Raw genomic sequence first — 18,119 nt, 5'->3', positions numbered from 1 at the left:
GGTTGTTCTTATTTCGGCACGAACAGGGCCTTCAGCTGCTCGAGGAGCTGGCTGTTGCCGCTCACCGATAGGCTGCCGATCCTGTCGGCGATCTTCTCCACGTATTCGAGCTCCTTGAGTTTGAACAGCATGCTGTTTTCTTCCATCAGCTTGGCCGTGTTGAGCAGGCTGCGCGTGCTCGCCGTTTCCTCGCGGCGCATGATGCTGTTGGCCTGTGCTTTCTTCTCCGCCAGCAGCATGCTGTTGAGGATCTCCTTTACATCCCCCGGCAGGATGATGTCGCGGATACCGAAGTGCCGTACTTCCACACCGAGCGTTGCGGCCGCGGTTTGCACCGAGCGGAGCACCGATTCTACGAGGTCGGCCCGCTTTTCGAGCAACTCGTCGAGGGAGTAGCCGCCGATGTATTCGCGGAGGGCGAGCTGCACCTGTACGTAGAGCTGCCGCTCGTGTTCCTTGTTGTGCAGGAGCGCCTTTTCCACGTCCGTCACGCCGTACTGTGCAAAGGCGTTGATCCGCAGCATCGCCTTGTCGCGGGTCAGGATCTCCTGGCCGCTCAGCTCGAGCTGCTGCAGGCGCGTATCCACCTTCGCTACCTGGATCGTGATGGCGTTCTTCCACCACTGGTAGGTGCCGCTGTCGAGGAGGCCGGCGTACTTGCCGTCTACAAGGAGCACGGCGCGCTCGAAGGCTTCCACGGTGTAGCTGCGCACGAAGGGCGCCACCAGCCGATGTCCGAGCGTGGTGCGGTCGATGGGCTCGGTGATCGCGATCTTCGAGAGGTCGGCCCGCACGAAGTCGTAGCGCAGCACACCCTTCCAGAAGGCGTAGCGGCCCGGCGTCAGCACGGTGTTCAGCACGCCATCGCTGTATTGCAGCACGATCTCGTGCCCTGCTACTTCTACTACTTCCAGTTCCCGGGCCAGGTCTTCGTGCGCCAGGAGGAGGTTCAGCTCCATGCCCGGAACAAAGGGCTGGCCCCTGTCGAACACCTGCGCGGTGTCGGCGCCCCACAGCCAGTATACGCCCTCGGTGAGGAGGCGCTGGTATACACCGTGGCGAAAAACCAGTGCTGCCTGCACGGCAGCGATCCGTACCTTTTTCATTGCTATCGTTTTTATTCGTTTCAGTTGTTTAAAAAAGCACGGCTCGCTTTCCCTCGGGTGGCGGCGGAGACGGCGGCAGCGGGGCGCGTTGTGAAGCGGCTCTGGAAGCGCCGCAGCGCTGGAGCTGCGGGTAAGCTTGCGAGGCGGATCGTGCGGCGCCGGGCTGCCTACCGGCTACAGGCTGCTACCGGAGTGCTGCATCATCGCTGCTAACGGCGATGCACAACCGGTTTGCGAACCGTGCTTTTATTTGGCTGGCCTGTTTTGGGAGCGGCCGGCTCCATCGAGCGTTAACAGTGCCCTGCTCTACCGTTGAGCTATTCCACCCGAAGTGGAAACGGGATTCGAACCCGCAACACGAGTCTGCCTTGCGGCAGTGGTTGGCAGGTACCGCCTCGGAGGCAACAGCATACGGCAACCGATGCGGGCCGCACTGCGGGGCGTTGGAAACCCTCACCTTGGTTTGGATCTCCGACGGGATACCTGTCTTCCCGTTGGGGAAGCTTTTTGGCCCGGGGGCCTTATGTTTTTCCCGTGCGTTCCGGCAGCAGGTAGCGGAACAGCGCGGTAATGGCGAGTGTGATGAGGAGAAATTTCATGGCTTCGGGTTTAGCGTAACAAAAAGCCCGGTCCTGTGCGGGGACCGGGCCTTCCGAAGCCGTTGCGGCTAGCAGAAAGGAGGAATGGTCTCCGCGTTGGGGCATAGGGTGGCCAGGCGGCTGCGCAGGCTGCGGAATGCAGCGCGAAACTCCGTGGGCAGACCTATGGGTCCCTGGATGGCTGATGTACGATTCGGTTTACACAAATTCATTTTTAGCGTGCGCGTTTCTTTATTTCGACCGGGCGGCAGCAACAAGAAAAAACCCCGCTGCAGGCGCCGCGGGGTTTTGTATAATGCGTTTCGGTAGTTGTTTTTACCAGACCGCGATACAGTCCCCGCCAAAGCTCTCACCCAGGGGTGCGAAGCTTTTCATTTCGATTGTATGGAGTTGATAGCGGTTCACGATGTATGCGTTTTTGTTTGCGCTGCAAAGTAGGGACGCTTTTTTCGAACAAGCAAAAAAATCGCTGAAAATATTTTTGCATCAGCAATGCAAAATCGCTTGTCCGTATTTCTACGGTCGGCAAGAAAATGTGAAATGTAATGTTCCCGAAAAGCAGGGAAAGCCGCCCGGGATGGAAAGCCGTACCTTTAGTGCTGTCGCTATGAAAAAGATCCTCTTCCTGCTCCTCCTCGTTTCAGGCGGCGCTTCCGCCCAGCGCCTGACGCTTACCGATCTCCTCAAGCTTTCCGAAAGCCGCAAGGACACCGCCTTCGTATTCCGCTACATCCGCCAGCGCGGCTTCAACGTGCGCGGCCGCACCGACGACGGCAACGCCGTGCTCATGGGCGACCGCGACAAGAGCAAGACCCGCTTCACCGAAATGGTCTTCGTAAGCCTCTCGGGCAACGAAGCGATGATGTTTCAATACGGCACCCGCAGCACCGACAACTTTGCGGCCATCCGCCGGCAGATCGCCGAAGACGGATCCTTCAACGCGCTGCCCTCCAAAGACGAAGCCGGCGAGCGCATTGAAACCTATTCATCGCGCGAATACCTCATCGCGATCGAAACCGTTGCGGGACAAAGTCATTACGTGATCAGCATCCGGCCGAAGGAACGCCCGCGGATGCGCCAGGGCGACTAGAAATTTCTAATCTCTGATTTCGGATCTCTGATCTCGGATTCAGCCGGAATATTCCCCGCCCCTGCATTTCAGAAAAGCTTCATCTGCTCGCCGGGCCGGCGAAACTGCGTACAATCGAGGCCCAGGCGTTCGTGGTGAAAGCCGTATTTCCGCGTATAAGCTTTGTATTGATCGGCCACGAGTTGCGCGATATTCCCCTCGCCGCGCATGCGCCTTCCAAACTCGCTGTCGTTGACGCGGCCGCCGTGCGCCGACTCGATGAAGTGCCACACCTTGTCGGCACGGTCGGGAAAATTCTTGTAGAGCCAGTCGTGGAAAAGCAGCTTCACGGCGCCATTGAGCCGGATGAACGTATAGGCGGAAAAGGTGGCGCCCACTTCGCTTGCGGCTTTCAGGATGGCGGGCATTTCCTGCTCGTTGAGCCCGGGGATCATCGGGCCGAGCATCACCCCCGTTTGCACCCCGATTTTACTGAGGCCTTCGATGGTGCGCAACCGCTGCGCGCCGGTGGTGGTGCGCGGCTCGAGCACGCGGCGGAGGTCTTCCTGCAGCGAGGTGATGGTCATGATCACCGACACGAGCCTTCGTTCAGCAAGTTGCTGCAACAGGTCGGCATCGCGCAGCACACCGGCGTTCTTGGTGATGATGCCCACCGGCTGGTTGAATTCGAGGCACACTTCCAGCAAGCTGCGTGTGAGGCGAAAGCGGCGCTCGGCGGGCTGGTAGCAGTCGGTATTGCCGCTGAGGCTCAGAGGTACGCAGGTCCACTTCGGGTGTTGCAGGAACTGCCGCAGCAGTTGCGCGGCATTTTGCTTCACGTGGATCTTGCTTTCAAAGTCGAGGCCTGCGCTGAAGCCGAGGTATTCAAAGGAATTGCGCGCATAGCAGTAGATGCATCCGTGCTCGCAACCCTGGTAAGGATTCATGCTGTAGAGCATGCCCACGTCGGGGCTCTCCACCTTGTTGACCAGCGTTTTGGCCTGCACTTCGATGAACTGGGTTTGTACCGATGCTTCCACCCATTCATCGATGCCTTCCACGTGCGCGGTGCTGTACTGCGTCCGGTCGAAGCGGTTGGCGGTATTGAACTGGGCACCGCGCCCTTTGACATACGGATCTTCGGTTTCGTTTTGTGCAATCTTGCCGAGATCGTTCTTCGTATGGAGGAGGTTGTTTCGTGTCATGAAGCTGTTCTAACTTTAGGTCGATGTGTTATCATTATTCAATTACGAAGAAGCAGGCGCAGGTACTCCAGCTGATCGCCGCGGAATGGGAGATGCCCTTCGAGCCCGTGTACCACGCCAACGGTTTTACCTTTCCGCTGATGCCGGTGATCACGTCGCAGGAACCGGGCAAAGTGCAGGCCTATAGCTGGGGCCTCATCCCGCACTGGACGGCCGGACTGGCCGAGGCGCAAAAGCTGAGGACCCAGACGCTCAACGCGAAGGCGGAGACGGTCTTCGAGAAACCGTCCTTCCGGAATTATATCCCCAAGCGGCGCTGCCTGGTGCTCGCCGACGGCTTCTTCGAATGGATGGAATACCAGAAAAAGAAGTACCCGCATTTCGTTCGCGCCCAGGGCGACGAGCTCTTTGCGTTCGCCGGCATCTACAGCCATTGGACCGAGCCGGAAACGGGTGAATTGTACCGCACCTTTTCCATTCTCACCACCGAGGCCAATCCCTTTATGGCCCGCATCCACAACACGAAGCAGCGGATGCCGGTGATCCTCCCGCGTGAAGCCTGGAGCCGCTGGCTCGACCCCGAGCTGGCGAAGGAGCAGGTCCAGGAGTTGCTTTGCCCCTGCCCCGAAGGCTTCCTGCAGGCCCACACGATCGATCGCTCCATCGGCCGGCCGGGTGCCGACAGCAACCACGAGGCTACGCTGGCGCCGGTAGATTACCCCGAGCTGGGTTCATCCTCCGAACAGGCATCCCTGTTTGACCGCTGAGGGCAATTCCAGCAGGTCGAGGCGGCGCAGCACTTCCCAGTGACCGATGCCGGCATGGCGGCGCAGCAGCACCAGGTGGTCGGCCATAAAGCGGCCGCTGAATTCGCTGTGCTCGCATTCCATCCACATCCCGATAAAGGGCATCGGCTTCAGACGCTGCGCCAGGATGAGCTCGGGCTCCGTGATGAAGTGCGGCTCCTGCCCGGGAATGTTCATCAGCCACTGCAGCTTTTTCAATTCCCGCGACAGCTCCTGGAAGGGACGGCGCGTGGGCACGTGGATGTAGATCGTGTGCGAGGGGTAGGCCGCGAAGTTTTCGAGTTCCACCTTGAAGGGACTGAGCCCGCGTGCTACTTCCTGCAGGCGCTCAAGAAAGCGGGGCTCGGATTTTTCGAAGGCATGACATTGCAGCACCGTCAGCGAAGGCTGCAGGTCGAAGGGCGGTTTCACGCGGTGGCGCTCGTGGAGGCGTTCGCGTAAATGCGCAATGCGCTCCCGGAGCGGATCGGGCAGCGCCAGCACAAGGCGGTATTCGTGAACGCGGTAACCGGGAAGAGCGGGAGCTGGGGTATCCATAGACGTTGGTTTGCTTTTTGCTAAATTAATTAGTATAAATTTACCCAGAATTTTAGCAAACGAAATTTTTTGTTATGGATGACAACGATTACTTTTTCCCCACCCCTACCGGGCGTGGCATCGATCTCAACGAGCAGCTGGTACGGAACAAGGCGACGACCTTTTTCCTGCGCGTGCGCAGCGATGCCATGAGCGGCGCGGGCATCCGGGAGGGAGATGTAGTGATCGTGGACCGTTCACTGGAACCGGTGAGCGGCAAGGTGGTGATCGCCTCGGTCAACGGGGAGCTGCTGATCCGCCGCCTGGAAAGGCAGGGCGAGCACCGCGCGCGCCTGCTGCCCGAGGCGCAGCTGGCGCCTATCGCGCTGGAGAATTTTTCGGAAAAGATGATCTGGGGCGTGGTGACGTTTGTCATCCACCACGTGTAAAAGAAAGGCAGGCGAGGCCCGTTATTGCGAGGGCTGGAGCAAAGCGGTAGCGCGAACGGACGGTATGTATGCCCGGCAATGGCGCTAACGCGTCGCTTCCTTCAGCAAAAGCTCATTCGGCGCATAGCGCTCATTCCCCTTCGCGAGCGCTTCCAGCAGCTGCGCCACGTTTTTCAGGCCAATGATCGAAGCCCATTCGAAAGGGCCATGGGGATAGTTGGTGCCGAGCTTCATGGCCGTATTGATCGCCTCTTTGCTGCTGACGCCTTCGGACAGGGCGTGGTAAGCTTCGTTGATGATGCCGGCAATGACGCGTGGGCTGACGAAGCCCGGAACGTCGGGCAGCCATTCGATCTTTTTGCCGAGGAGCGCCGCGGCTTCCTCCGCGCCGGCGCGCAGCGCTTCGGGAGCTGCCGCTTCGAGTAGCGGCGCGGCACCGAACCCATTCCATCCGTTGATGCGCACAAAGGCGTCGCTGCCGGCGGTGGCGCCGGGCACATCATTCACCCACACCGGCCCGGGGTGTGCCCGCAGCTGGCTCACGCGCAGGGGGCTGCCGTCGAAAAGCAGGTCGACGAGCAGGGCGCCGGCGGGCGCTTCTTCGGGTGTCTGGATCCACTGAATGCCATCGGTATCGGAAGGCCAGCCGGCGGGCCGGCCGGCCGCGCCCAGGAGCAGGATTTGCATGGCGCAAACCTAGGTGATCGCGGCAAATTTCTGCGCGGCCGGGAATGATTTATCCGGATATTCGGCGGATGGAAAAGAAGATCCTCAATACCAGCAACGCCCCCGCCCCCATCGGGCCTTACAACCAGGCCGTCCGTTACGGCGACCTCCTCTTCGTCTCCGGGCAGATCTGCCTCGACGCCGGCACCGGCGCGTTGAAGAATGCCTCGCTGCAGGAAGAGACCCACCAGGTGATGGCCAACCTCAAAGCTATTCTCCAGGAAGCCGGACTCGGCTTTGGAAACGTATTGAAGACGACCATCTTTCTGACCGATATGAACCGCTTTGCCGAAGTCAACGAGATCTACGGCCAGTATTTCGATGACGCCTTTCCCGCCCGCGAAACCGTACAGGTATCCGCATTACCCCGCTTCGTGAATGTGGAAATCTCCGTGATCGCCGGCGCGTGAAAGTTTACCGTTTGAAGTTTATCGTTTATAGTTCTTGTACCCGGAAGCCAACTTCAAACTGCAAACGATAAACTGTAAACTACTTCCCATGCGATTCCTTCTCCTCCTATTGTTGCCCCTCACCCTGATGGCCCAGAACAAAGAAACTCCCGACCAGCTGTACGGCGCGCTGTTTTTCGATGTGCAGCAAAGCGGCCTGTTTGCCGACAGCAAGACCTTCGTGGATGCGCTCCCCAAACGGGCGCCCGCCGACATCCGGCGGGACTACGAGGCGGTGCGCAACAACCCCGCCATCCGCTTCAGCCTGGAGCGCTTCGTGGAAGAAAACTTTCACCTGCCGCAGAAGCCGCTTTCCGACTACGAATCGACCGAAAGCGATGTGGAGGTTCATATCAATCGGTTGTGGCACGTACTGCACCGGCGCGCCGACACCGCCGCCGTTGGATCCTCCCTGCTGCCCCTGCCCCACTCCTACGTGGTACCCGGCGGTCGCTTTCGCGAGATCTATTACTGGGATTCCTACTTCACGATGCTGGGCCTCAGGGAAAGCGGCGAAGACAGCGTCATCGAACACATGGTGCGCAACTTTGCCTGGCTTATCGACAGCTACGGGCATATTCCCAACGGCAACCGGAGCTACTACCTGAGCCGCTCGCAACCGCCCTTCTTCAGCCTCATGGTGGAACTGCTGGCCGGCATTCGCGGCGACCGTATTTATACGGATCTACTGCCACAGCTGTACAAGGAATGGCGCTACTGGATGGACAGCACCGCCGACACGAAGCACGTGGTCCGGATGCGCGACGGATCGCTGCTGAACCGCTACTGGGATGAGCGCGACATTCCGCGGCAGGAAGCCTGGACCGAAGACGTGAAGACCGCCGCCCACTTCCCCGAAGCACAGCGCCCCCGCGTGTACCGCGAGCTGCGCTCCGCCGCCGAAAGCGGCTGGGACTTCAGCAGCCGCTGGTTCAGCGACGGCAAGACCCTAGAAACCATTCATACCACCGAGCTCGGGCCCGTCGATCTCAACTGTCTGCTGGTGCACCTGGAGCAAACCATCGCCAAAGCGATGCGCCTCAAAGGACTCAACGATTCGGCCCGCCGCTTCGAGGCGCATGCGGCCGCCCGCAGCCGCGCCATCCGCACGTTTTGCTGGTCGCCGCAGCGCGGCTGGTATATGGATTTCGACACGCGCACGAAGCGCGCCGGGCATGTGCCCACGCTCGCGGGACTGTTTCCCTTCTTCCTGGGCATCGCCGACAAGGGGCAGATGCGCGCCGCGAAGAAGCTGCTCCAGACGCAGTTTCTCAAGCCCGGTGGCGTCGTGACCACCCTTCGGTATACCGGCCAGCAGTGGGACGCGCCGAACGGTTGGGCCCCGCTGCAGTGGGTGACGGTGGCCGGGCTCGAGCGCTACGGCGAAAAGGCCCTTGCCCGCAACATCGCCGGCCGCTGGGTAGCCCTCAACCTGCGCGTGTTCCGCCAAACCGGCAAGCTCACCGAGAAATACGACGTGGTGCACGCCAACAAACCCGGCGGCGGCGGCGAATACCCGGCGCAGGACGGCTTCGGCTGGACGAACGGGGTATTGCTCGCCCTGATGAAGAAATATTCTCTCGATTAACCGTCATTGCGAGGCGGACGGCGTGAAGCGCCGGCCTACGAAGCAATCTTACCCACGTTTTGGGTGCCCGCAAGGCTGCTGAGCCGAAGGGCAGCAGATTGCTTCGCTTCGCTCGCAATGACGTTCCGAATGTGACTTATGCGTAGACTCCTCCGCCGTATTCTCTTGAAACCCGTCCTCCGGCTCTCCGCCAGATACTCGTCGGCACCCAACAAGGAACGCGTGTTTGCCGCCCTCTCGAAGCTGCTCGACTGCTTGCGCAAAGGGTCCTTTAAAAAAGGGCTCGTGCTGCCTTTCAGCCGCGACGCCGGGAAGTTCATCATCTTTTCCGACCAACACAAGGGTACGCGCAACGGTGCCGACGACTTCACCGTATGCGAGCCGGCCTACCTCGCCGCGCTGGAGCATTACAACCGCGAAGGCTATCACTACATCGCCCTCGGCGATTGCGAGGAGCTCTGGGAAAACAGCTGGCTCGCCGTGAGTAAGGCGCAGGCCGCCACCTTCGAAAAGGAGCGGCTGTTCCAGGACCGTGGCGCCTTTACCAAGATCTTTGGCAACCACGACCTGCTGTGGGACAACGATCCGCTGGCGCCCGTTTACCTCAAGGCCGCCTTCGGCACCGCGGTGCCCATTTACGAGGGTGTATTGCTGCGTACCGAAACCGCCAACGGGCCGCTCGAGATCTTCTGCACCCATGGCCACCAGGGCGACGAGGTAAGCGACGGAAACTGGTTCAGCAAATTCTTCGTGGCCCGCATCTGGGCGCCCTTTCAAAGCTGGCTCCAGATCAACCCCAACACGCCGGCCTACGACACCACGCTGAAGACGCTCCACAACACGCTGATGTACGAATGGAGCGCACAGCAACCCGGGTTGCTGCTCATCACCGGGCACACGCACCAGCCCGTATTCGAATCGCTCACGCACATCGAGCGGCTGTATCGACAGTTGCTGTACGCCCGCGCCGACAACGATCCTTCGGTGCCGGCCATCGAGGCCGAGATCCGCAAGCGGCAGTTTGAATACAGCCATCTTTCCGAAGATTACCTGAAGCTGAAGCCTACTTATTTCAACAGCGGCTGCTGCTGCTTCTCCGACGGCGAGATCACGGGGATCGAGATCGAAGGGGGCCAGCTGCGCCTGGTTAAATGGCGCCGCGAAGGAAGCGGGGTAATGCGCGACGTGCTGGAAGAGTCGCCGCTGGAGGAGTTGCACCGATGTATAGCCCCCTAGCCCATCCCCTACCCCCTTCCCGAGGGGAAGGGGAACGAAGAAGCCCCGATCGCTTTGCGATCGAGGCTTCTTACTGAAACACGCTGCTTTAGGAATATCTGGAACGCAGAAGAAAAGACCCTCCTAAGTGCCCCCTTCGGGGGACAGGGGCCGGGGCTCTGTCCTAATAAATCGAATGCTCCTGCGCCATATCGCCGAAGGTGCCGCCGATGGGCTCCCAGAGCTCGATCTTACGGCCTTCGGGATCGATGATCCAGCCGAACTTGCCGTAGTCGTAGGTCTGCATCTCGCCCGCCATGGTCACGCCGGCGGCCTGCAGCTCCGCGAGCAGGGCTTCCAGGTTCTCCACGCGGTAATTGATCATGAACGACTGGTCTCCTGATCCGAAGTAATCGGTAGACTCCTTGAAGGGCGTCCACAGGGTACAGGCCTTTTCCCCGGGCTTGTCGAAGGGGCGCCAGCCGAAGAGCACGCCGAAGGGGCTTTTCTTGAGGCCGAGGTGCTGCTCATACCAGGCCTGCAGGGCTGCGGGGTCTTTTGCTTTAAAGAACACTCCGCCTAATCCGGTCACTTTTTTCATCATGTTTATTTTGGGTACATCGAATGCATACAACGCCGGTAAGTAATGCCGGCGCTGCCGCGTTCAAGCTAAACTACAAACCAAAAACTTCAAACGACAAACTGCTTCTTCGGCTTCCGCATCAGCGCGAGCGTGGAGATGATGGTGACGATGACGCCGACGATGAGCACCGTGGCGGTCATCAGGGCAAACTCGAACAGCGGGTTGGAGAATAGCGCCATTTGCTTCGCGAAGGCCTCCTTCTGGGCCGCGTCCATGTTGGCGGTCATCCGGGCCGTATAGTTGGCGCTCCAGGAGGGGTTGATCACGCGGGTGTAAAGGATATCGAACAGCCCGAAGCCCACCGCCGGAACGAGCACGATCAGCCCGCCGACCTTCATGCCCTGGCCGAAACCGAGGTAGCCGCCGTTGACCTCGTTGCGGAAGTGCCGGAGCCCGAAAAATACAAAGACCATCGACAACAGGATCGTAAGGTAACCGGCCGCTTCGCTGTAGGGGTGGTCGCAGCCGAGGAGGCTCATCGAGAGCGCGCTGAGCAGGATAATGACTAGGAGACCGAAGGAGCCGTAGCGGAAAGACACTTTTTTCATAGCAGTAATTTTGATGCAAACCTAGCCTTCCCGGGGGGCCGGGGCCTCGTACGGAAGGAGGATTTCGCTCCTACGAAAGTAGGATTTCCGCGTCAGGAAAGGATTCCGCGGGCGCGGGCGGCCTGCACGGCCGCACCGCGCCGCGGGGCATCGAGTTTGAAGAGGATGTTCGACACGTGGGTCTTCACCGTGCTTTCCGACAGGTAGAGGGCCGCGCCGATCCCGGCATTGCTGAGGCCTTCGGCCATTTTTTGCAGCACCTCCAGCTCGCGCCCGGTGAGCCCGGCAGCCCGCGCGGCCTCTGCGGCCGCTACCGGCGTCGACCCTTCCGCAGGCGCAGCGGGCACATCGCTTCCGGACGTACCGGTCTTAGCAGCCGGTCCTTCCGCCTTCCGGTTGAAATACACCCCGATGAAAAAGAACAGCACCGCCGCCACCGCCACGATTACCTCCAGCCGCACATTCCCCTGCCAAACCTGCAGTTCCGCGATCCGGAAGAACAGGAGCAGGCACAGGATCAACAAACCAAAACCAACAATCACCGGACGCATGCACCGAAATTAGAAAATTCGCAGAAGGAGGGTGGTCCCGGATTCTTTAACGCCAAGACAAGAAGAAAATATTTGAGCGCAGAGGTGGAGAAGGCCGCGATGTTGTGTCCATAGTTGAATGCCACTTTGTCCCCTTCGTAACGGTTTGCCTTTCGTAGTTAGAGCGGATCGCAAGGCGATCCATTCGCGAAGGCACTCCAACAGTTCGTGGACTGAACGAAACCAGAATGTTTACGCAGGAAAATGTCACGTCAGAGTCACTACCTCTAGTGCGGCCTTCGCGCATGTTCCGCTTGCGGGAGGCTTGAACTACGATCGCCAGCCTGAGAAACGATTCGTACAGACAGTTGAGACGCCAGCCCTAGAACTCCTCTCTGCATCGCCCCAACCTCCGTGGCCAAATGTATTCTTACTTTCTCCGCGTTCCAAAAGCAAACGCCCCCGTTCAGGCGGGGGCATTTATTAATGAACACATCAGCACGCTATCAGAACGGCTTCAGGTTGTTGTTTTTGCGGTTCACATCCGGCAGCTTCTTGTCGGGGTCGATGGTGACCTCGGTGATGTTGCTCGTGCTGGGTACGGTGAAGGCCCACTTGCCGCCGCGCTGCCATACTTCCACGGGCAGGGTGAGGCGATGAGTCTTGCCGTTGCTTTCCTTGACCAGCACCGGCACCGGCATGGCCATCTCGCCGCGGTTCTCGATCTGGATGGAGGCGCCTTTCGACGGGTCGTTGCTGTTGTACTTGACGCCGGTCACGGCCTGGTCGAGCTGCCAGTTGTCGAACACCCAGCCGCGCCAGAACCAGCCGAGGTCTTCACCGCTCACGTTCTCCATCGTATGGAAGAAATCCCAGGGGGTGGGGTGCTTGAAGGCCCAACGCGCGACGTAGGTGCGGAAGGCGCGGTCGAAGCGCTCGGGGCCGAGCACCACCTCGCGCAGCGCCGTCAGCATCATCCCCGGCTTGAAGTAGGCCGTGATGCCCAGATTCGACTGCTGCACCACGTCGGGCACCGTCCACAGCGGGTCCATATGGCCGCTGAAAATGTACTGGTTCATCTCGTCGCCGGAGCCGATCGCGGTGCCGGCGAATTCACCCTTGTTGAAGGCTTTCGTGGAGCCGTCGTTGATGAAGGTGTTGAAGCCTTCGTCCATCCAGGCATACTTGCGCTCGTTGGAACCCACGATCATCGGGAACCAGGTATGGCCGAACTCGTGGTCCGTTACGCCCCAGAGGTCGCCGCCCGAGTCGCCGGCGCTGCAGAATACGATGCCGGGGTATTCCATGCCGGCTACGTTGCAGGCCACGTTGGTAGCCACGGGGTAGGGAAACTCGAACCACTGGTTGGAGTAGTATTCGATCGAAGCCTTGGTGAACTCGGTGCCGCGCTGCCAGCCGTCCTTGCGGATGCTTTCCACGGGGTACACGCTCTGGGCCAGGGCCTTCTTGCCCGAAGGCAGGTTGATGCGGGCGGCGTCCCACACGAAAGCGCGCGAGGCGGTCCAGGCCGCGTCGCGGGCGTTATCGATGCGGAAGCGCCAGGTCAGCGAGCCACCCGTGGGGCGCGAGCTTTTGCTGGTCACTTCCTTGGCGGCGCGGATGGCGACGGTCTTGTCCGAATTGCGGGCCTGCGCGAGGCGGGCCACCTGCTCGGCGGTGAGCACTTCGCTTTCGTTGAGCAGCGTGCCCGAGCCGGCCACGATGAGGTTGGACGGCGCCGTGATGCTGTAGGTGATGTCGCCGTATTCGAGGTAGAACTCACCGGCGCCGAGGTAGGGCAGCGTGTTCCAGCCGTAGATGTCGTCGTAAACCGCCATGCGGGGAAACCACTGGGCAATGGCGTAGATCCAGCCATTGCTGGTGCGCATGCGGCCCATGCGGTCGGTGCCGCGCTCGGGGATGCTGAAGTTGTAGGATACCGTCAGGCTCAGCTTGGCGCCGGGCGCCAGCGGCTGCGGCAGGAACACCTGCATGCGGGTATCGGTGATGCTGTATTGCGGCGTTCCTTTTTGTCCGCCCATATCCAGCTGCACGCTCAGCAGCGAATCGCCGGCGGTGAAGGCGGGGTTGGCCCAGCGGCCGCCGGCCTGCGTGGTGGTGGCGGTGGCGCGGGAGCCGGCCTGGTAGATGTTCTGATCGAGCTGCAGCCAGAGAAAGGGCAGCGCGTCCGGACTATTGTTGGTATACGTGATCGTGGCCGAGCCGCCCACCGAATGACGGGCGGTGTCGAGGGTCACGCCGATGTTGTAGTCGGCGCGGTTTTGCCAGTACTTCGGTCCGGGCGCGCCGGAAGCGGAGCGTACCTCGTTGCCGGGCCAGGGATAGAAATGGGGGGTGAAGACGGCATGGTGGTCGTAGCGCGAGGGTGCGGCGGCAGCGGGTGCGGCCGTATCCGGATCCTGGGCCAGGGCAACGGCCGACCAGAGCAGGGCCGCGAGGGCAAGAAAGCGTTTGTTCATATGGAAATAAATAGAAGCGGAAGGTAGGGAGAAACCACACGGGAGCTATCGGATGCCGGATGTCTGATCTCAGATTTAGGATTTCAGATTCCGGCGTAAAGCTTACTGTCGCCCTGAGCGCAGCCGAAGGGTGACGGGCACTCTGTATTCCAGCAGCAGCACCGTGATGATGCCCAGCGTATACGCCAGCAGGTCCTTCCATTCGAAGCCGGTACCGATAACGGTGCGGGCCACGCGGTTATGGGAAAGACCCAGGTGCCGCACGAGCTCGAAATACTGCGCTGTTTCGATGGCGTAGGCAAACAGCAGCACGGCGAGCGCGCCCTTCCACGGCGTCACGTTGACGAATGCCCGCAGCCCGCAGTAGAGCAGGGTCACCACGAGGTAGTCGCCGCCATAGGGGCGGATGAGCCAGTCGTTGACGTACAGGGCGATGAGTACTTCGATGAGGAAGAGGAGGAGGGCGAGGAGGAAGTAGCGGGGGCGGAAGGTGAGTGCCTGCCTCATGCTTACAAGTTATTATTGCAGGCTCAGTAATTGCTCTACCAATTGATAGACCAGCGTGCACGGCATCATTTGGTGCGGTGGTCTTGCTGGCGTTGAGAAATGATCGTGTAAGGCCCTTGCCCGTTGTATGGCATCGGATGTGAGACCCGTTAATAAATGTCTAGTAACATTTTTAAAATTTGACTCACTCTTCATCCAATTGTAATAACTGTACGTTGGAGCGCCAGCTGCAATTTGATTTAGTATTGCCTGATGTGCAGAATTAACAGCTGGCCCTTCAGCAACGATTTCAGTCAAACGACCATAATAAGTATCCCTATGTTCAAAAGTTGGATTATCCAAAGGAACATTTTCAAAATGTAGTAGGAGCCAAAGCTCGAAATTATCATTGCTCCAAGCAACTCGAACGCCCATATCTTCCGCATTCCTTATAGATAAATTGAAAGCCGCGTCGGCTTTATCCGGGGCTTTATCTCGATCGAAAACACACCACACATAACTCCCTTCATCAATTTTCAAACGTTCTACACCGTCTACAAACTCCAACATTCCTATTGCCCGAAAATGTTCTACAACGGCATCTACATGAAAGTGATGCTGCTTGTAATTCCTATTAATACTGACATGCAAATTAGGGGTACCAAAGTCCTGAAAGTAAGTTGGCTCAACGGCATCATCTTCACAGAAAATGATAACATTATTAACAGTATCCGAACTTCTAACTGAATCAGCCTGTAGATCCCAAGGTTCAATTACTTCCATCGCTATCAATAAATTTATAGTCGTGCAAAATTGGCTTTGCCCCCAACAGTCCAGAAAGATACATACGGGCGAAATCCGCATCATTTCGAATACCCCTTAAGTCGGACAGACTAAAAACCTTCGTTGCCTCATCCAGCTTTTCCGCAAAGAAGAATTGATCCCTACGCATAATTGATGGCGACATCAAGTTTGTATCATGACTTGTGAATAACAACTGAGAATTACTCTTATTTATCTCAGGATTGTTGAACATCTTTAGAAGATGAATCAAAAGGCTAGGATGGAAATTGCTATCGATCTCATCCAAAATAAACATGGCTGGATCGACAGAATCAAAAGCGCGATAAATCAGCCCTAATAAATCGAAAAGCTTACGAGTGCCCTCCGACTCGGTTGTTCCTAAATTCAATTTTACCGGATAGACCTTACCATCCGAAGCAACCACATTTCGAGTTAGAAAAATCTTATCCAACGACACAACCTTAGAATCATCATCGCCACCACGCTCCACGATAACATCGTCGTAAGGCAGTCCGAAGGCTGACATCATCGCAAGAAATGGTTCCTTCCGTCCCTCATCTTCAATAAGATTTAATGCACTCCTTCGGAAGAGCGCTAGCTCCTTGAAGTTGACATTCGATAAAGTGTAGAGTCTGAGAAATTCTCTCACTTCCGTACAAATACTCTCACGATCAAACGCAGAAGCATGAGTCAGAAAAAGAGTGTGCGGATATTGCAAAGGGGGAATACGTTCATGATTCGCTAGTTTATCCTTTTTGATTTCAAGTCCTTTTCTTGTAAAAAGAGGGACAACATTTTTCTCTTTCGGCCCGAAAAGCCACTCACTGGAAATAATATGGCGACTATTTTTATTATCGCCATCGTATTCCATATTCTTTTTAACCGTGAACCCGTATCTATACTTTTTCCCTTCGAGTAGAAAATTAACTTGGAAAAAAATATCCGTATTCTCCCTGTCAGTTTGAAAAAGAAAAGGCTGAAATAATTCGTCCAGATTTGATTCAGTGCTCGCCTCGCTCCAAATAGCTTCCATGAATCGATCTAATGCTAGCACCACATTGCTCTTTCCTGACGCATTAGCCCCATAAATCCCAACCGTTTTCAGTAATCGCAACTCGCCCTCGTTAACTATATTGTTCCGATCCACTTCTACATATTGCTCCGGGCTTTTTAGTCCCGTCGCTACGAAACTGATCGTCTGCAAGTCCTTGATTGAACGGAAATTCTTGACACTGAAATCAATAAACATAGGATGGGTTATACCTGCTAAGGTAGTAGGAGCGCCGAAGCCACAAACATATTTTTTCGATTATTTGCAGATTTTAAGCAAATTCTCCGATTCGCTGTCTCATGATGGGCAGTTTCCGCTCTCTTTTTGCAGATTCCAGCTTCCGCCGAACCCCTCCACAAGGCAGCAGCGCAAAAACGGTCGTTTTTCCCTTCCTACACGCTGCAGCACCCAAAAAACACCCGTTTTTTTCTTCCTGCACCGTGCAGCGCCCAAAAACGAACGTCGGAAGCTTCGTGCACCGTGCAGCGGGCAAAAAACGGCTATCGGAAGGCTGCTGCAGCGTGCAGCAACGAAAAAACGATCGTTGGCGGGCTGCTGCAGCGCGCAGCGGCAAAAAACAGCCGTTGGGCGCTAGCGGTCATACAGAACCGATTGATTATCAGTTGCACCGAAAATAGTTTGCTGGGAACCGTCCTTTTGCCTAGCTTAAATAAACTAAATCAAACATTTTATGGCAACCAAAACCACATCCCTGAGCCTCGCCCGGCTCCACAACGGACAACTGATCCAGTTTCTCAAAGGCCTTGTCACCCTCATCCTGCGCCTCGTTCCCGCCCCCTCGGTGAAGCTCGCCGCCCTTATCGACCAGCTTCGGACCAAGGTGGCGCAAATGGAACTGGTGCACAAGCAAAGCACCGACTCGCAGCTTTCCGACGCCATCGCCCGATTCGATGCCCTGCGCGACGGCATCCTGAGCGGCTTGTATTGGCTCCTCGACGCCTATGCGGCCAATGAGCTGAAACCCCGTGAGCGGGCGGCTGCGCTCCTGTTGCAAAACCTGTTCAAGAAATACGGCCCTACGCCCAGTGATGTCCGCCGGCTCGAATACAACGACCAGACGTCCGCCATCAACGGCATCCTGAAAGACCTCCGCACCGCACCCGGCGCCGCCGATGCCGCCCTCCTGCTGCCGGCGGCGCATTTCAGCGACGACCTCGCTGCCATCAACAACGACTTCAACGACAACTACCTGCAGCGCACGATCCTGCGCTCACAGGCAACGAGCGAGTACACATTTGAAGACCTCCGCAACGCGGTCCCCGAGGTGTATGAAAACCTCCTGCACAAGCTGGAGGTGGAGCTGGATGTAGCCGAAGGTGCTGCGCCCTGGCCCGAGGTCATCGCCGCCGTAAATGCGCACACCGAGAAATTCCGCAACATCATCCGCGCCCGCGGCACGGCATTAGAAGCCGAAGCAGAAGCCCAGGCGGGCGCCTGATGCCCGCGCCCCGTGACACAAAAGAGGCCACCCATTGGGTGGCCTCTTTTGTAGGGTATTAATGATCCGCTCCATGCGCCCGCAACACCCGCACCAACGCTTCACAACTCCCCTCCACCACCTCCACGTATTCCTCGAATCCGCGGTCCTTCGACCAATATTCGTAGCGCCTTGCGGTCCGCCCCTCGGACGATTGCAATAGCCCCGGGAGCCCGGAAGCCCGGCAATCGCATTCAGCTGCGGGCCGCACCGCGCAGCCAGCGCACCAGGATATACAACAGCAGGGCGGCCACCAGCAGCTGGGCAGCGAGGAGCACCCCGTCGGTGCGCACCCCGGTGGCCAGCGCCGATGTCCAGCCCCGCAGCGGGGCGTCGAGCGGCGCGCGCCGC

The 18,119-nt window shown here is 58.1% G+C and carries 18 protein-coding genes; 7 read left to right on the top strand and 11 right to left on the bottom strand.

Translation table 11 applies throughout. The annotated features are described in order from the left end of the window. Nucleotides 1-8: 8 nt before the first annotated feature. Nucleotides 9-1,106, bottom strand: a complete 1,098-nt coding sequence (locus E0486_RS06960) for a slipin family protein (RefSeq protein ID WP_131851432.1) — start codon at nt 1,104-1,106, stop codon at nt 9-11. A 1,206-nt stretch (nt 1,107-2,312) separates the two neighbouring features. Here E0486_RS06960 and E0486_RS06955 point away from each other — a divergent pair. Then, the gene (locus E0486_RS06955; protein ID WP_131851431.1) at nt 2,313-2,795 is read left to right on the top strand and encodes a hypothetical protein; all 483 of its coding nucleotides are present in this window, start codon (nt 2,313-2,315) and stop codon (nt 2,793-2,795) included. A gap of 68 nt (nt 2,796-2,863) precedes the next feature. Here E0486_RS06955 and E0486_RS06950 read toward each other — a convergent pair whose 3' ends face one another. After that, nucleotides 2,864-3,979, bottom strand: a complete 1,116-nt coding sequence (locus E0486_RS06950) for a PA0069 family radical SAM protein (RefSeq protein WP_131851430.1) — start codon at nt 3,977-3,979, stop codon at nt 2,864-2,866. Between the two features lie 23 nt (nt 3,980-4,002). Here E0486_RS06950 and E0486_RS06945 point away from each other — a divergent pair, with 23 nt between their 5' ends. Beyond that, the gene (locus tag E0486_RS06945; RefSeq protein ID WP_131851429.1) at nt 4,003-4,746 is read left to right on the top strand and encodes an SOS response-associated peptidase; all 744 of its coding nucleotides are present in this window, start codon (nt 4,003-4,005) and stop codon (nt 4,744-4,746) included. Here E0486_RS06945 and E0486_RS06940 read toward each other — a convergent pair. Continuing rightward, nucleotides 4,711-5,322, bottom strand: coding sequence for a 2'-5' RNA ligase family protein (locus E0486_RS06940; RefSeq protein WP_131851428.1), 612 nt, complete (start codon nt 5,320-5,322; stop codon nt 4,711-4,713). The two genes, E0486_RS06945 and E0486_RS06940, sit on opposite strands and share 36 nt — an antisense overlap. Before the next feature lie 74 nt (nt 5,323-5,396). Here E0486_RS06940 and E0486_RS06935 point away from each other — a divergent pair, with 74 nt between their 5' ends. Then, nucleotides 5,397-5,750, top strand: coding sequence for a LexA family protein (locus E0486_RS06935; RefSeq protein WP_131851427.1), 354 nt, complete (start codon nt 5,397-5,399; stop codon nt 5,748-5,750). An 84-nt stretch (nt 5,751-5,834) separates the two neighbouring features. Here E0486_RS06935 and E0486_RS06930 read toward each other — a convergent pair whose 3' ends face one another. After that, nucleotides 5,835-6,437 (bottom strand): 3-hydroxyacyl-CoA dehydrogenase family protein, encoded by a 603-nt coding sequence (locus tag E0486_RS06930; RefSeq protein ID WP_131851426.1) that lies wholly within the window; start codon nt 6,435-6,437, stop codon nt 5,835-5,837. 68 nt (nt 6,438-6,505) lie between these two features. Here E0486_RS06930 and E0486_RS06925 point away from each other — a divergent pair, with 68 nt between their 5' ends. The 3 genes from E0486_RS06925 (at nt 6,506) to E0486_RS06915 (ending at nt 9,749) form a co-directional block, all read left to right on the top strand. Then, nucleotides 6,506-6,886, top strand: coding sequence for a RidA family protein (locus E0486_RS06925; RefSeq protein WP_131851425.1), 381 nt, complete (start codon nt 6,506-6,508; stop codon nt 6,884-6,886). Between the two features lie 88 nt (nt 6,887-6,974). Beyond that, on the top strand, nt 6,975-8,513 hold the full coding sequence (gene treA, locus E0486_RS06920; RefSeq protein WP_131851424.1) for an alpha,alpha-trehalase TreA: 1,539 nt from the start codon (nt 6,975-6,977) through the stop codon (nt 8,511-8,513). Between the two features lie 138 nt (nt 8,514-8,651). Beyond that, nucleotides 8,652-9,749, top strand: a complete 1,098-nt coding sequence (locus E0486_RS06915) for a metallophosphoesterase (protein WP_131851423.1) — start codon at nt 8,652-8,654, stop codon at nt 9,747-9,749. A 163-nt stretch (nt 9,750-9,912) separates the two neighbouring features. On the opposite strand, the gene E0486_RS06910 is transcribed toward E0486_RS06915, so the two are convergent. The 7 genes from E0486_RS06910 to E0486_RS06880 form a co-directional block, all read right to left on the bottom strand. Further along, nucleotides 9,913-10,329: a VOC family protein gene (locus E0486_RS06910; RefSeq protein ID WP_207906213.1), complete on the bottom strand. Its 417-nt coding sequence runs from the start codon at nt 10,327-10,329 to the stop codon at nt 9,913-9,915. An 89-nt stretch (nt 10,330-10,418) separates the two neighbouring features. Beyond that, nucleotides 10,419-10,919 carry a DUF4199 domain-containing protein gene (locus E0486_RS06905; RefSeq protein ID WP_131851421.1) on the bottom strand — a complete coding sequence of 167 codons (501 nt, stop codon included), beginning with the start codon at nt 10,917-10,919 and terminating at the stop codon, nt 10,419-10,421. A 92-nt stretch (nt 10,920-11,011) separates the two neighbouring features. Next, nucleotides 11,012-11,470 carry a helix-turn-helix transcriptional regulator gene (locus tag E0486_RS19325; RefSeq protein WP_131851420.1) on the bottom strand — a complete coding sequence of 153 codons (459 nt, stop codon included), beginning with the start codon at nt 11,468-11,470 and terminating at the stop codon, nt 11,012-11,014. Between the two features lie 485 nt (nt 11,471-11,955). Beyond that, complete coding sequence (locus E0486_RS06895; RefSeq protein ID WP_131851419.1) at nt 11,956-13,929, bottom strand: M1 family metallopeptidase; 1,974 nt, start codon at nt 13,927-13,929, stop codon at nt 11,956-11,958. A 102-nt stretch (nt 13,930-14,031) separates the two neighbouring features. After that, the gene (locus tag E0486_RS06890; RefSeq protein ID WP_131851418.1) at nt 14,032-14,436 is read right to left on the bottom strand and encodes a ribosomal maturation YjgA family protein; all 405 of its coding nucleotides are present in this window, start codon (nt 14,434-14,436) and stop codon (nt 14,032-14,034) included. Between the two features lie 12 nt (nt 14,437-14,448). Further along, a complete protein-coding gene (locus E0486_RS06885; RefSeq protein WP_165917228.1) occupies nt 14,449-15,198 on the bottom strand; it encodes an RloB family protein in 750 nt (249 codons plus the stop codon). Then, on the bottom strand, nt 15,185-16,468 hold the full coding sequence (locus tag E0486_RS06880) for an AAA family ATPase (protein ID WP_131851416.1): 1,284 nt from the start codon (nt 16,466-16,468) through the stop codon (nt 15,185-15,187). Before E0486_RS06880 ends, E0486_RS06885 begins: the two co-directional genes overlap by 14 nt. 493 nt (nt 16,469-16,961) lie before the next feature. On the opposite strand from E0486_RS06880, the gene E0486_RS06875 reads away from it, so the two are divergent. Then, nucleotides 16,962-17,729 (top strand): DUF6261 family protein, encoded by a 768-nt coding sequence (locus E0486_RS06875; RefSeq protein ID WP_131851415.1) that lies wholly within the window; start codon nt 16,962-16,964, stop codon nt 17,727-17,729. Nucleotides 17,730-18,119: the final 390 nt, after the last annotated feature.

Source organism: Flaviaesturariibacter aridisoli (assembly GCF_004343705.1).
Classification (GTDB): domain Bacteria; phylum Bacteroidota; class Bacteroidia; order Chitinophagales; family Chitinophagaceae; genus Flavisolibacter; species Flavisolibacter aridisoli.
Note: the sequence above shows the minus strand (reverse complement) of the source record. Positions and strands in the feature narration are given on the sequence as shown.

Excerpts from the sequence above, each read along its gene's own strand:
- E0486_RS06880 (WP_131851416.1), bottom strand. The coding sequence starts at position 16,468 with ATGTTTATTGATTTCAGTGTCAAGAATTTCCGTTCAATCAAGGACTTG.
- treA (WP_131851424.1), top strand. The coding sequence starts at position 6,975 with ATGCGATTCCTTCTCCTCCTATTGTTGCCCCTCACCCTGATGGCCCAG.
- E0486_RS06875 (WP_131851415.1), top strand. The coding sequence starts at position 16,962 with ATGGCAACCAAAACCACATCCCTGAGCCTCGCCCGGCTCCACAACGGA.
- E0486_RS06945 (WP_131851429.1), top strand. The coding sequence starts at position 4,003 with ATGTGTTATCATTATTCAATTACGAAGAAGCAGGCGCAGGTACTCCAG.
- E0486_RS06890 (WP_131851418.1), bottom strand. The coding sequence starts at position 14,436 with ATGAGGCAGGCACTCACCTTCCGCCCCCGCTACTTCCTCCTCGCCCTC.
- E0486_RS06895 (WP_131851419.1), bottom strand. The coding sequence starts at position 13,929 with ATGAACAAACGCTTTCTTGCCCTCGCGGCCCTGCTCTGGTCGGCCGTT.
- E0486_RS06950 (WP_131851430.1), bottom strand. The coding sequence starts at position 3,979 with ATGACACGAAACAACCTCCTCCATACGAAGAACGATCTCGGCAAGATT.
- E0486_RS06955 (WP_131851431.1), top strand. The coding sequence starts at position 2,313 with ATGAAAAAGATCCTCTTCCTGCTCCTCCTCGTTTCAGGCGGCGCTTCC.
- E0486_RS06935 (WP_131851427.1), top strand. The coding sequence starts at position 5,397 with ATGGATGACAACGATTACTTTTTCCCCACCCCTACCGGGCGTGGCATC.
- E0486_RS06910 (WP_207906213.1), bottom strand. The coding sequence starts at position 10,329 with ATGAAAAAAGTGACCGGATTAGGCGGAGTGTTCTTTAAAGCAAAAGAC.
- E0486_RS06885 (WP_165917228.1), bottom strand. The coding sequence starts at position 15,198 with ATGGAAGTAATTGAACCTTGGGATCTACAGGCTGATTCAGTTAGAAGT.
- E0486_RS06915 (WP_131851423.1), top strand. The coding sequence starts at position 8,652 with ATGCGTAGACTCCTCCGCCGTATTCTCTTGAAACCCGTCCTCCGGCTC.
- E0486_RS06905 (WP_131851421.1), bottom strand. The coding sequence starts at position 10,919 with ATGAAAAAAGTGTCTTTCCGCTACGGCTCCTTCGGTCTCCTAGTCATT.
- E0486_RS19325 (WP_131851420.1), bottom strand. The coding sequence starts at position 11,470 with ATGCGTCCGGTGATTGTTGGTTTTGGTTTGTTGATCCTGTGCCTGCTC.
- E0486_RS06925 (WP_131851425.1), top strand. The coding sequence starts at position 6,506 with ATGGAAAAGAAGATCCTCAATACCAGCAACGCCCCCGCCCCCATCGGG.
- E0486_RS06960 (WP_131851432.1), bottom strand. The coding sequence starts at position 1,106 with ATGAAAAAGGTACGGATCGCTGCCGTGCAGGCAGCACTGGTTTTTCGC.
- E0486_RS06930 (WP_131851426.1), bottom strand. The coding sequence starts at position 6,437 with ATGCAAATCCTGCTCCTGGGCGCGGCCGGCCGGCCCGCCGGCTGGCCT.
- E0486_RS06940 (WP_131851428.1), bottom strand. The coding sequence starts at position 5,322 with ATGGATACCCCAGCTCCCGCTCTTCCCGGTTACCGCGTTCACGAATAC.